The sequence below is a fragment of the Xanthomarina arctica genome (assembly GCF_014638915.1).
GTDB classification, from domain to species: Bacteria; Bacteroidota; Bacteroidia; order Flavobacteriales; family Flavobacteriaceae; genus Xanthomarina; species Xanthomarina arctica.
Genome location: NZ_BMFQ01000004.1, coordinates 245,967 through 258,365 on the forward strand (window position 1 = coordinate 245,967; position 12,399 = coordinate 258,365).

Genomic DNA, 12,399 nt, shown 5'->3' on the forward strand with positions numbered 1-12,399 from the left:
CAATTTCTAACCTGTTTCTATAGGTTAGGTTAACATGCTACATGAAATTTTAAACTAAAAAATATTAAAATGAAATTAAAATATATATTACCAGTTCTATTTATAGCACTTTTATCTACAGCTTGTTCATCAGATGATGATAATAACGATACCGTTCCTGAAATTAATGAAGTGGACGGACTTACCATGGTTCAAGAGATTGAAAACAGCAATCACACGATTGAATTATATAACAATTCTGGATATTTTTATACTGGTTATAACGATGTAAGCATTAGAATTAAAGACAATACAACGGATACGTTTTATGAGGATTTTACAATTAGTTGGATGCCAATGATGCAAATGCCAATGATGCAACATTCTTGTCCAAATTCAGCCATTGCAAAAGTACCTGGAAAAGATACAGTTTACCAAGGGAACATTATTTATCAAATGACAAATACTGATGGTTCAGGGTGGTCTTTAACTTTAAATTACACAATAGATAACGTAGATTATAGCGTAACAGATACCATTACTGTTATGCAATATGAAAACCAAAATGTAACTAGTTTTACGGGTAGTGATAATGTAAAGTATGTCTTGGCATTATTAGAGCCAACAGCGCCAAAAATTGGTATTAATACCATGAAAGTTGGTTTGTATAAAATGGAAAGCATGATGTCTTTTCCTGCGGTAGAAGATTTCACCGTAACGCTTGACCCAAGAATGCCAGGAATGGGTAATCACACCTCTCCAAACAATACAGACTTAACTTATAGTTCTGTAAACGAAAATTATCAAGGTAATTTGTCTTTAACCATGACAGGTTATTGGGTACTTAATTTGGAACTCATGGATGCTATGGATAACATCCTAAAAGGTGAAGCAGTTACCGAAGAAAATACTCAAAGTAGTCTTTATTTAGAGCTTGAATTTTAATAAAAACAAGCAATTTTTAAATGTATAGACAGATTGAGGTTTTATTCATTTGTCTATACATTTCCTAAAAATATTCCCATGAAAAAATATACCATATTTTGTCTTGGTTTCCTTTTTAGTGCCATAACTTTTGCACAAGAATTAGAGGCTATTGTAGAAAAAGACACCACACAATTAGAAGAAGTGATATTAATTGGTGAACGAAAATTAAGCAATTACAGACAGGAAAAAACTTTGTCTAGTATTGATGAATATCTAGAGAAATCAAACAAAATAACCATGATAAGACGTGGTAATTATGCTTGGGAACCTGCTTTAAACAATATGGATAGCCAAAGATTGGTGGTTACTATAGATGGCATGCAAATTTTTGGTGCTTGTACAGATAAAATGGATCCGATTACCTCTTACGTAGATGTTTCTAATTTAGATAAAGTTAGTGTAGATTCTGGTCAAGAAGGTACAGAAAACGGTCATTGTGTAGGTGGAGGAATCGATCTTCAGATGCCACAGTCAAAATTTAACGGTACAGGTTTTAAATCTAGTGCCGATCTAGGTTACGAAACCAATGGAAATTACAGAATTGCAGGTCTGGAAGTGGAATACGTAGGAGATAAATTTTATGCCAATGTGGATGGGATTTTTAGAAAATCGGATAATTATGATGCTGGTGGACATGAGGAAGTGTTGTATTCTCAATTTCAAAAATACAATGTGTCTTTCCAAGGAGGTTATAAACTTTCCGACAACCACATTTTAGATGCTAATATTATTTATGATAAAGCTACAAATGTTGGATACCCAGCTCTACCTATGGATGTATCTCTGGCAGAAGCATTAATTGGCTCTCTATCTCATACCTATAAAAACGATTCTACTAGAATTAAATCTTGGGAATCTAAATTATATTTTAATACCATTACCCATATTATGGACGATTCTCAACGTCCAGATGTTGCCATTAGAATGGATATGCCAGGTTGGAGCGATACCTATGGGTTTTACTCCAAGGTCATTTTAAAAGAAAACAAGCACGATATGTTGGTTAATTTAAGTGGGTTTTATAACCGTTCTTTAGCTGAAATGACCATGTATCCAAACGATTCCAATCAGCCAGCCATGTTTATGTATACGTGGCCAGATATCCAGACATATTATACAGGCATTTATGCAAAAGATGCTTATTCTTTGGACGAAGGTAAAACCTTATCTGGTTCTGCACGTCTTGGATTTCATAATAATACAATTGCAAGCGACGTAGGCTTAGAAAGTTTGCAAATATTTTATCCGGGTTTAAACGATTCTAAAAATCGTTTTTTAATGAGTCTTTCTGCTGACTATGAAATTAAAAAGGATAACTATGATGTAACTTTCGTGGCAGGCTATGGGGAAAGAGCTCCTTCAGTAAGCGAAGGTTATGGCTTCTTTTTATATAATAGTTATGATAATTACGATTACATAGGAAATCCAAACCTTAAAAATGAAAAAGCTTTAGAAGCCAATGTTGCTGCTAATTATTATAAAAATAAATTCATGATTGGTTTCGAAACTTCTTATTTTTATTTAACAGATTATATTATTGGTGAAATTGATCCTTCATTAAACGCTATGACTATTGGAGCCAATGGTGTTAAAGTATATCAGTCTTTAGCTCATGCTAGTATTTTTGATATTTATGTAAATTCTACCTATCATATTTCTGATGCTTTTTCTGTAAATGGTACGTTGGGTTACAATTATGGAAAAGGAAGTAATGATGAAAATTTACCATTTATTAAACCGTTTTCTTACCTCGCTGAAATCAATTATTCCAGAGAATTTTTTAATGCGGCCATACAATTGAATGGAAATGGAAATCAAACGCAGTATGGCAGTTTCTATGGAGAAAACGAAACACCTTCTTTCGCTATTTTAAATTTGAATTTAGGAAACATGTTTTATCTCAAACAGAATAAAATGATATTGAAATATGGCATTGAAAATATTCTGGACACCAATTATACTACTTTTTCAGATTGGAACAGCATCCCTAATCCTGGTAGAAACTTTTATATGAACGTGTCTTATGTAATCAACTAAGAAGTTCAGTTTTTTATGACTTTAGGTGGAATTTGTGGACATTCAATTTCACCTGAAGACATTTAACATCTGGATTAGAGTAGAAGTGAAGAAAGCCTAATTATTACTCACGAGTAATAAAAAATAAACTATTAATACCTGCAAAAATAGGAGTAGCTTTCTGGATGCGTTGTTTTGTGTATAGCTAAAAAAGAAGTGTTAAGATAATTAAAATCTATCCTTAGATTCTTAAAATATATGTTAATGCTAATAGTTGTAGTTCGAAAAAGTATTATTTTTATAGTGCTATGAAAAATTCTACTAATATTAAAAGAGGCTTTGTTTTTAAATCTTACGAAGCACCTAATCAATCGCCTTTTGAAAAGCTCTTTGAAATTTTTAAAGAACTAATTACCCATACGTCTGGAGATTTTGATGAAGCTATTTCTTGGCTTCGAGAATTAGATAAGGAATACAAATTAACAACTGCCGAATATACTATAGACGATTTTATTGAAGACCTTAAAAAGAAAGGTTTCATTAGAGAAGAAATTGATCCCGATGGGAAAGGAGGAGGCATGGCCATAACCGCAAAAACTGAGCGAGCCATTCGTCAGCAAGCTTTAGAACAGATTTTCGGAAACATAAAGCGTAGCGGACAAGGGAATCATAAAAGTAAGGGTGTAGGTTTAGGTGATGAGCATACGGGCGACTTTAAAAACTATCAATTTGGCGATGCTTTGGATAAAGTATCTATGACTGAAAGTTTAAGAAACGCGCAGATCAATCATGGGATAGATAATTTCAATTTAACTGAAGATGATTTAGTTATTGAAGAAACCCTTCATAAATCTCAAATGAGTACCATTTTGATGATTGATATTAGTCATAGTATGATTCTTTATGGTGAAGACCGGATTACACCAGCTAAAAAAGTAGCGATGGCTTTAGCAGAATTAATTACCACACGTTACCCAAAAGACACCTTAGATATTATTGTTTTTGGAAATGATTCTTGGCAAATAGAAATTAAGGATTTACCATATCTTAGAGTAGGACCTTATCATACAAATACAGTTGCTGGCTTACAATTAGCAATGGATTTACTACGAAGAAAGCGAAATACCAACAAGCAGATTTTTATGATTACGGATGGAAAACCTAGCTGTTTGCGTATGCCAGACGGCCAATATTATAAAGATAGCAATGGATTGAATCCTTACATCACAAATAAGTGCTATGCTATGGCACAACAAGCTAGGAAAATGCACATTCCAATTACAACATTTATGATTGCTCAAGATAGATACTTAATGCAATTTGTACAAGAATTTACAAGAGCCAATCAAGGGAAAGCCTTTTATACAGGTTTAAAAGGATTGGGAGAAATGATCTTTGAAGATTACGAAACCAATAGAAAAAAAAGGATAAAGGGTTAATTAAAAGAATAAAGAAAATAGAGTATAGGAATTTGGGTTATTAATTCTATTTTCTATAATCTCACTTCTAAAGGAAACATATGAAAATAGAAACAATAAATACATTAGGCGAATTAAAGAAAGTAGGTTATCAGTCTAAATCTATAAAAGACGAGTTACGAGATAATCTTATTAAAAAAATAAAGAACAAAGAAACCACTTTTGAAGGGGTTCACGGGTACGAAAACACGGTTATTCCAGAATTGGAACGAGCTATTTTATCCAGACATAATATTAATTTGTTAGGACTTCGTGGACAAGCAAAAACACGACTAGCTCGTTTAATGCTAAATTTATTAGATGAATATATTCCTTATGTTTCTGGTTCTGAAGTCAATGACGATCCTTTAAGACCCATTTCTCGTTTTGCCATAGAACGTATTGCTGAAGAAGGGGATGATACACCTATTTCTTGGTTACACAGAAGTGAGCGTTATGCCGAAAAATTAGCAACTCCAGATGTTACGGTGGCTGATATTATTGGAGATATAGATCCTATTAAAGCAGCAAATTTAAAGTTAAGTTATGCAGATGATCGAGTAATTCATTATGGTATGATCCCTAGAGCTAATCGTTGTATTTTTGTTATCAATGAGTTACCAGATTTACAAGCCAGAATTCAAGTAGCGCTTTTTAATATTTTACAAGAAGGTGATATTCAGATTCGTGGTTTTAAACTACGCTTGCCGTTGGATATGCAATTTATTTTTACTGCCAATCCAGAAGATTATACCAATAGAGGTAGTATTGTTACGCCTTTAAAAGATAGAATTGGGAGTCAGATTTTAACACATTATCCTGTGGATATTGAAACAGCTCGTTTAATTACTGAGCAAGAAGCTCGTATAGTTCAGGACCAAAAAGATCATATTTTAGTACCAGATTTGGCACGAGATTTATTAGAGCAAATTGTTTTTGAAGCGAGAGATAGCGAATATATAGACGCTAAAAGTGGTGTGAGTGCCAGATTAAGTATTTCAGCATTAGAAAACTTATTAAGTGCAGCAGAATTAAGAGCACTAAAGACGGGAGATTTACATACCACTTTACGCTTAGGTGATTTTATTGGTATCCTTCCAGCAATAATAGGAAAAGTGGAACTGGTTTATGAAGGCGAACAAGAAGGTGCTGCTGTTGTTGCATACAATCTTATAGGTGAAGCCATAAAAAGTTTATTTCCAGAGTTTTTTCCAAGCATTGAAAAATTACAAAAACAAGACGAAGAAACCCCTTACGATGCTATCGTGTCTTGGTTTTTTAACGAAAAAGAAGGTTTTGAATTGTTGGATGATTTAAATGATAAAGAGTACCGTAGCTTGCTTGATGCCATTAGCCCTTTAAACGATTTAATGGAGGAACATCAACCGAATGTATCTCAGGAAGATAGTTACTTTGTTAAGGAATTTGTTTTGTGGGCCTTAGTTGAGTATAAATTGTTGAGTAAATTCAAATTCTCTGAGGGCATTCAATTTAAAGATCCCTATGGCAGTTTTATAAGTGGTATTTAATATGTTACCAACCCTTATACTATTTCTGGAGTTCGAAAAAATATAAGATTAGTATTTTAATCTATTCACAATCTATTTCCCCTTCAACCATTTCAACAACTGGAGTAGGAGAGAGGTAAGGAATGCCTAATCCCAAGCCACGAATAATAAAAAGTAAACCGATAATAACAACAAAAACAGGAATCGCTTTTTGGATACGTTGCTTAATATTTGCATTTAAAAATTTGCCTAAATAAATAGCGGATGTCATTAAGGGAATGGTGCCCAAGCCAAATAAAAACATATATAAACTACCTTGTAAAGCACTGCCTGTAGCTAAAGATCCAAATACTGCCATGTAAACTAAACCACAAGGTAAGAGTCCATTTAAAAAGCCAATGGTTAAAAAGGTGTCCGCTGTTTTTTTCTTCAGGGCTTGTCCTAAAGCAGATTTTACCTTAGAAATTAATTTGTAAATAGGTTTTGAGAAATTGTATTTGTTAAATGTTCTTGTTGGTATAAGCACAACTACTATCATCAAGATTCCTATAGCTATAGAAAGTTGCTGTTGCATGCCAAAAATGTAAAGACTTTTACCAACCAATCCAAAAATAAGGCCTATCAAGCTATAGGCTAATAATCTTCCAAAATGATAGGTAAAAATTTGAACCACCTTTTTTACAGAATTACTTCTGTCTACGGGCAACATAAAGGCAATAGGACCACACATGCCAACGCAATGGAAACTACCCAGAAGACCTAATAAAAGAGCGGACCAAAGCATAAATAATTGTGTTTTTAGAATAGAATGTATTGGCTTTTTAAGGCAACTTAATACATAATTTCTTTTTTGTATAAATAGGCATTATCCTCGTACTTCCAATCGACTTTTAGATTCCATCTTCCGTCTAATAATTTATTATTTGGAATAAGCATTTGATTGTTAGAAATAGAAATAGGCATTTCAAAATCTAAGTTTTTATTGGAAGTTCTATACAGAGAAACTATTCCTGTAATTTTTTGAGTATCTAAATTTTCAGGAAAAATGATAACTAACCCTTCTTCAGATTTCTTCCAATTAATATTTTCAGTTAGTTTGTTAGAGTTACTTTCTTTATCAATTTCATCTTGAAATCCTAATTCTGCCTGATAATATTCTTCAATAACTAAATCGTGCGCGTAAGCACTATCCGTACTCATCTTAATAACAAAATATAAAATAAAGCTAATAAAACCTATAAAAGCAATAACGATTCCTGTTCCCCAATTTATTTTCATAGCAAAATATATTTGTCATTCCCTCTAAGGAGGGAATCTTATAATTGTTTAAATAATAAACTATTAAGTTCATTAAACCTACCGTATCTATTAAAGTGTAGACTGCCTACTGAATACTAATACTTGTATTAATGATAACTTCTAGGTCCTAAGAAATTGACAGTTGTAGTTTCAATTAATTCATCTCCACTATAAACTTCAATCATCAATTTATTTTTATCTCCTTTCAGTTCTTTTTTGTCTATTTCTATAAAAAGTGTTCCTTCCGCTAAACCTTGTTCTGGGACAATAAACGTATTAGAATTTGAAACTAATATGACTTCACCTTTATATTTTCGTAGTTTAAAACTAACATTTTCAATAGTTTTGGTGGTTTTGTTAATTAATTTATAGGTAAAAACGTTACTGATAATATTACCTTCCTTATGTTCGTAAAGTTGTCCAGGGAGTCTTAAAACAGTAGCTTCAACGTCATTTCTTAAAGACATCATTCCCATAAGAACCCCTGTTAATATAATTAGAACAGCTATGTAGCCCTTCATTCTAGGAGTTACTGTAAACTTTTCTTTCTTCTCTATTTCGTCTTCACTAGCATACCTAATTAAACCTTTAGGTAAATTGATGCTTTCCATGATATGGTCACATTCGTCTATACAAGCTGTACAGTTTACACATTCTAATTGCGTACCATTTCTAATATCTATCCCTGTAGGACAAACATGGACACATTGTAAACAATCGATACAATCTCCATGTCCTAAAGCTTCTCTATCTTCATCTTTTCTGAATTTTTTTCTACCATTTTCACCTTCCCCACGTTTATGGTCGTAGGCAACAATAATAGATTTATCATCTAAAAGAACACCTTGTAATCTACCATAAGGACAGGCAATGATACATACTTGCTCTCTAAACCATGCAAATACAAAGTAGAAAACGGCGGTAAAAATAATTAGAGGAAATAAGGTTCCTGTATGTTCTAATGGACCTTCTGTTACGTATTGCAAAAGTTTATCGCTTCCAATTAAATAAGCTAAAAATACGTTTGCAATTATAAATGAAATGATTAGAAAAATGGACCATTTTAAGAGTCTTTTTCTAATTTTTTCAGCATTCCAAGCCTGATTATCTAGTTTTCGCTGTTTGTTTCTATCACCATCAATCCAGTATTCAAAACGTCTGAAAACCATTTCTAGAAATATGGTTTGTGGACAGATCCAACCACAGAAAATTCTACCAAAACTAACAGTAAATAGTGCAATAAAAATAACTCCAATAATCATTGAAATTACAAAGAGGTGAAAGTCTTGTGGCCAAAATGGAAATCCGAATATATTAAATCGCCTTTCTAATATATTAAACATTAAAAATTGGTTGCCATTTATTTTAATAAAGGGAGCTCCAATTAAAAATAGTAATAATACATAACTAACTATTTTACGATACTCGTAAAATTTTCCACTTGGTTTTTTAGGATACACCCAAGCACGTTTTCCATCTTCAGTTAGCGTGCCAATGGAGTCTCTAAAAGATTCGTTTTCTGGAATTTCCATGATTTGAGATTAAAGAGTCAAGAATTAAGACCTTTGGTTGGAAGATGAAGTCTTAATTCTTGATTCTAATATGTAATTTATTATTCGATTGTTTCAACCCAGATATCACCTTCTGCATCTTTTGGTTTAGCAGGAGTTGTACCTTGAAATTGTAAAACGTAACTAGCAACTTGAGCAATTTCTGATGGTTTTAAACTTTGTTTCCAGGCAATCATACCTTTTCCGTTTCTACCACCTTCAGAGACTGTTTTAAAAACATGACTAATACCACCTCCTAAAATCCAATTTTCATCGGTAAGGTTTGGTCCAATTCCGCCTCCACCATCTGCCATATGACAGGCAACACAGTTGGTTTCAAAAATAGTTTTCCCATTACTTAAATCGGAAGCACTTGTTAGTAATTCCACAGTATTAAAATCTACTAAATCTTTAGCTGTTTTTTTGTATTCCTCAAGGGCTATTTTAGCTTCTGCATATTCAGTATCCAACTCATCGTATTGGGTATACCCATCAAAAACTTCAAATCTTACTAAGTAGATAACAGCAAAAATAATAGATGCAATAAAAGCATAGGTCCACCAAGGTGGAAGATCGTTATCTAATTCACGAATACCATCGTAACTATGATCTAGGATAATTTCGTGCTCTTTTTGAAGTGGCTTCTGACCTAAAGATTTTTTATACGTGTTTTGTATCCATGTAATGAACTTAGGTGTTTTGTCTACTTTTGCATCAAAACGTGCTTTGCCTTCTTCATCTAAACTTTGATATAGAATATTCCCTAAAGAGCTTACTATAGCTTCAATAGCTATAATAACAAAGAGAATTAATATTAAGAATAAAAGTACCATGGGATACTCTATAAATGCAGGTTGTTTCCCTGAATTCACAAAATACTCTACTAGTCCGAAAATGATAAAGAATAAGACTGGTACTCTTACCCATGAAGGGATTAAATTTCTCATGATATTTGGTCTTTTTGGTTATCTAATGGGATGTTACTTACTTCGTTGATATAATCTTTTTTGGCAGTGAAAACCCACCAAAAGAGTACAACAAAAAAAGTAAAAAATATCAGTAAGGATATGATTGGATATATCTCTATTCCAGCAATGCTATCCATGTAGTTTTTTACAAATTTTAACATGACTTATTAATTTTGTGTGGTTATAACTTCTATGTCTGTTGCTTTTATATCTGTACCTAATCTCTGTAAATAAGCAATCATTGCTACAATTTCTCGATTACGCATTTCAATAAAATCAGCACCACCAGCTTGTTTGTCTACTTCATAAGTTTCAGCAAAATCTGGATCTGCATAAAGGTTTTTCTCTATTTGAGTTCCTTGTTCCAACATGTGCTGTTGGGCATTTTCTATTTCTTCATCTGTATATGGAACACCTAAGGTTACCATAGCTCTCATTTTGGTTTCAGTAATCGATTTATCTAATTCATTTCTAACTAACCATTGGTATGATGGCATGATAGAACCTGAAGACGTACTTTGTGGGTCGTACATGTGGTTTAAATGCCAGTTGTCTGAATATTTTCCACCTATACGATGTAAATCTGGTCCTGTACGTTTGGATCCCCAAAGAAATGGATGATCGTAAACATATTCTCCAGCTTTGGAGTATTCTCCATAACGTTCTACTTCGCTTCTAAACGGACGAATCATTTGAGAGTGACAACCAACACATCCTTCACGTATATAAATATCTCTTCCTTCTAATTCTAAAGGCGTATATGGTTTAACACTTGATATGGTTGGAATATTTGATTTTATCATAATAGTTGGAACAATTTGTACAACTCCACCTATTAAAATTGCTATTGTAGCATATATAGTAAGTTTAATTGGCTTACGCTCAATCCAAGTATGCCATCCTTCGCCAGCAACACGTTTTTTAGAAACATGTTCTAAAGCTGGAGCTTCTGCTAATTCGTCAGTTACCGCATTACCATTTCTAATGGTAGCAATGACGTTGTAAACTAGAATTAACATCCCTGTTAAGAATAAAGTACCACCAATGGCACGCATCCAGTACATTGGCATAATTTCAGTAACAGTTTCTAAAAAGTTACCATAAACTAAAGTTCCATCAGGATTAAATTGTTTCCACATACTAGCTTGAGTAAACCCAGCTACATATAAAGGTAATGCATACATGATGATTCCTAAGGTACCAATCCAGAAATGGACATTAGCTAATGCAATCGAATATAGTTTTGTTTTAAATAGTTTTGGTACTAAGTAATAAATCATACCAAAGGTTAAAAATCCGTTCCAAGCTAAAGCTCCAACGTGAACGTGCGCAATAATCCAGTCGGTGTAATGACCAATAGCATTCACGTTTTTAAGGGATAATAAAGGCCCTTCAAACGTTGCCATACCATATCCGGTAATAGCTACAACCATAAATTTTAAAACAGGATCTGTACGAACTTTATCCCAAGCACCACGAAGGGTTAACAAGCCGTTTATCATTCCACCCCAAGAAGGCATTAATAACATAATAGAAAATGCAACTCCTAAATTTTGAGCCCACTCTGGTAAAGCTGTATATAATAAATGGTGAGGTCCTGCCCAAATGTAAATAAAGATTAATGACCAGAAGTGAATGATAGAAAGTCTATAAGAATAAACAGGTCTGTTAGCCGCTTTAGGCACAAAATAATACATTAACCCTAAGAAAGGAGTTGTTAAGAAAAAGGCAACCGCATTGTGTCCATACCACCATTGCACTAAGGCGTCTTGAACACCTGCGTAAACAGAATAACTTTTAAAAGCACTTACAGGAAGTTCTAAACTATTAAAAATATGAAGTACCGCTACTGTAACAAATGTTGCTAAGTAAAACCATAGTGCCACGTATAAATGACGCTGTCTTCTTTTAATCATGGTTCCAATTAAATTGGCACCGAACACAACCCAAATAACAGCTATTGCAATATCGAATGGCCATTCTAATTCGGCATATTCTTTAGAAGAGGTATATCCTAAAGGAAGTGTAATAGCAGCTCCCACAATAATTAATTGCCAACCCCAAAAGTTGATTTTACTTAAAACATCACTAAACATTCTAGCTTTAAGTAATCGTTGAGTCGAATAGTAAACACCGGCAAATATAGCATTTCCTACAAAGGCAAAAATAACAGCATTGGTATGTAAAGGTCTTAAACGACCAAAACTTAACCATGAAATGCCACTTGTCATATTTGGGAATATAAACATAAATGCTAGTAATAAACCTACCAACATTCCCACGACTCCCCAAAGGATTGTAGCGTAAAGGAAATTTTTTACGATTTTATTATCGTAATAGAATTGTTGTACTTCCATAATAGTTAATTAGTCTTTTTTGGTTCTTTATTTATTGATTGTTTTGGTTCTTTTACTAGTTCATCTTCAAACAACATTCTTACAGATGGTGTGTAACTATCATCAAACTGTCCACTTTTCACTGCTAATATGAAAGCAATGAAAAAGAATACAGCAACTATAATACTGATACTTAATAAGATGTAAATAACACTCATACCTAATTGAAGTTAGGGTTCAAAAATACATTTGAGCCTGCTTAAAAAACATGATAATTGTCATGTTCAATTAATTTGTAA

11 protein-coding genes are annotated in these 12,399 nt (G+C 33.0%); 4 read left to right on the top strand and 7 right to left on the bottom strand.

The features are described 5' to 3' along the window. Positions 1-69 precede the first annotated feature (69 nt). The 4 genes from IEV77_RS16170 (at position 70) to IEV77_RS16185 (ending at position 5,968) form a co-directional block, all read left to right on the top strand. The gene (locus IEV77_RS16170; RefSeq protein WP_188466718.1) at positions 70-924 is read left to right on the top strand and encodes a hypothetical protein; all 855 of its coding nucleotides are present in this window, start codon (positions 70-72) and stop codon (positions 922-924) included. Positions 925-1,002: 78 nt separating this feature from the next. Beyond that, positions 1,003-3,003 (top strand): TonB-dependent receptor plug domain-containing protein, encoded by a 2,001-nt coding sequence (locus IEV77_RS16175; RefSeq protein ID WP_188466720.1) that lies wholly within the window; start codon positions 1,003-1,005, stop codon positions 3,001-3,003. A gap of 287 nt (positions 3,004-3,290) precedes the next feature. Next, complete coding sequence (locus IEV77_RS16180; RefSeq protein WP_188466722.1) at positions 3,291-4,421, top strand: vWA domain-containing protein; 1,131 nt, start codon at positions 3,291-3,293, stop codon at positions 4,419-4,421. Between the two features lie 80 nt (positions 4,422-4,501). Beyond that, positions 4,502-5,968 carry a MoxR family ATPase gene (locus IEV77_RS16185; protein WP_188466723.1) on the top strand — a complete coding sequence of 489 codons (1,467 nt, stop codon included), beginning with the start codon at positions 4,502-4,504 and terminating at the stop codon, positions 5,966-5,968. 61 nt (positions 5,969-6,029) lie between these two features. Here the strand turns inward: IEV77_RS16185 and IEV77_RS16190 are convergent, their stop codons facing one another. The 7 genes from IEV77_RS16190 to ccoS form a co-directional block, all read right to left on the bottom strand. After that, positions 6,030-6,731, bottom strand: a complete 702-nt coding sequence (locus IEV77_RS16190) for a sulfite exporter TauE/SafE family protein (RefSeq protein ID WP_188466725.1) — start codon at positions 6,729-6,731, stop codon at positions 6,030-6,032. Positions 6,732-6,778: 47 nt separating this feature from the next. Next, the gene (locus IEV77_RS16195; protein WP_188466727.1) at positions 6,779-7,225 is read right to left on the bottom strand and encodes a FixH family protein; all 447 of its coding nucleotides are present in this window, start codon (positions 7,223-7,225) and stop codon (positions 6,779-6,781) included. Positions 7,226-7,353: 128 nt separating this feature from the next. Then, entirely contained in the window at positions 7,354-8,778 is a 1,425-nt protein-coding gene (gene ccoG / locus IEV77_RS16200; protein ID WP_188466729.1) for a cytochrome c oxidase accessory protein CcoG, read from the bottom strand. Positions 8,779-8,858: 80 nt separating this feature from the next. Beyond that, a complete protein-coding gene (locus IEV77_RS16205) occupies positions 8,859-9,743 on the bottom strand; it encodes a cbb3-type cytochrome c oxidase N-terminal domain-containing protein (protein WP_188466731.1) in 885 nt (294 codons plus the stop codon). Then, the gene (locus IEV77_RS16210; RefSeq protein WP_188466733.1) at positions 9,740-9,925 is read right to left on the bottom strand and encodes a CcoQ/FixQ family Cbb3-type cytochrome c oxidase assembly chaperone; all 186 of its coding nucleotides are present in this window, start codon (positions 9,923-9,925) and stop codon (positions 9,740-9,742) included. Before IEV77_RS16210 ends, IEV77_RS16205 begins: the two co-directional genes overlap by 4 nt. Before the next feature lie 6 nt (positions 9,926-9,931). Then, positions 9,932-12,121, bottom strand: coding sequence for a cytochrome-c oxidase, cbb3-type subunit I (gene ccoN, locus IEV77_RS16215; RefSeq protein ID WP_188466735.1), 2,190 nt, complete (start codon positions 12,119-12,121; stop codon positions 9,932-9,934). A gap of 5 nt (positions 12,122-12,126) precedes the next feature. Beyond that, positions 12,127-12,318 (bottom strand): cbb3-type cytochrome oxidase assembly protein CcoS, encoded by a 192-nt coding sequence (ccoS, locus tag IEV77_RS16220; RefSeq protein WP_188466736.1) that lies wholly within the window; start codon positions 12,316-12,318, stop codon positions 12,127-12,129. Positions 12,319-12,399: the final 81 nt, after the last annotated feature.

Excerpts from the sequence above, each read along its gene's own strand:
- IEV77_RS16170 (WP_188466718.1), top strand. The coding sequence starts at position 70 with ATGAAATTAAAATATATATTACCAGTTCTATTTATAGCACTTTTATCT.
- IEV77_RS16175 (WP_188466720.1), top strand. The coding sequence starts at position 1,003 with ATGAAAAAATATACCATATTTTGTCTTGGTTTCCTTTTTAGTGCCATA.
- IEV77_RS16180 (WP_188466722.1), top strand. The coding sequence starts at position 3,291 with ATGAAAAATTCTACTAATATTAAAAGAGGCTTTGTTTTTAAATCTTAC.
- IEV77_RS16185 (WP_188466723.1), top strand. The coding sequence starts at position 4,502 with ATGAAAATAGAAACAATAAATACATTAGGCGAATTAAAGAAAGTAGGT.
- IEV77_RS16190 (WP_188466725.1), bottom strand. The coding sequence starts at position 6,731 with ATGCTTTGGTCCGCTCTTTTATTAGGTCTTCTGGGTAGTTTCCATTGC.
- IEV77_RS16195 (WP_188466727.1), bottom strand. The coding sequence starts at position 7,225 with ATGAAAATAAATTGGGGAACAGGAATCGTTATTGCTTTTATAGGTTTT.
- ccoG (WP_188466729.1), bottom strand. The coding sequence starts at position 8,778 with ATGGAAATTCCAGAAAACGAATCTTTTAGAGACTCCATTGGCACGCTA.
- IEV77_RS16205 (WP_188466731.1), bottom strand. The coding sequence starts at position 9,743 with ATGAGAAATTTAATCCCTTCATGGGTAAGAGTACCAGTCTTATTCTTT.
- IEV77_RS16210 (WP_188466733.1), bottom strand. The coding sequence starts at position 9,925 with ATGTTAAAATTTGTAAAAAACTACATGGATAGCATTGCTGGAATAGAG.
- ccoN (WP_188466735.1), bottom strand. The coding sequence starts at position 12,121 with ATGGAAGTACAACAATTCTATTACGATAATAAAATCGTAAAAAATTTC.
- ccoS (WP_188466736.1), bottom strand. The coding sequence starts at position 12,318 with ATGAGTGTTATTTACATCTTATTAAGTATCAGTATTATAGTTGCTGTA.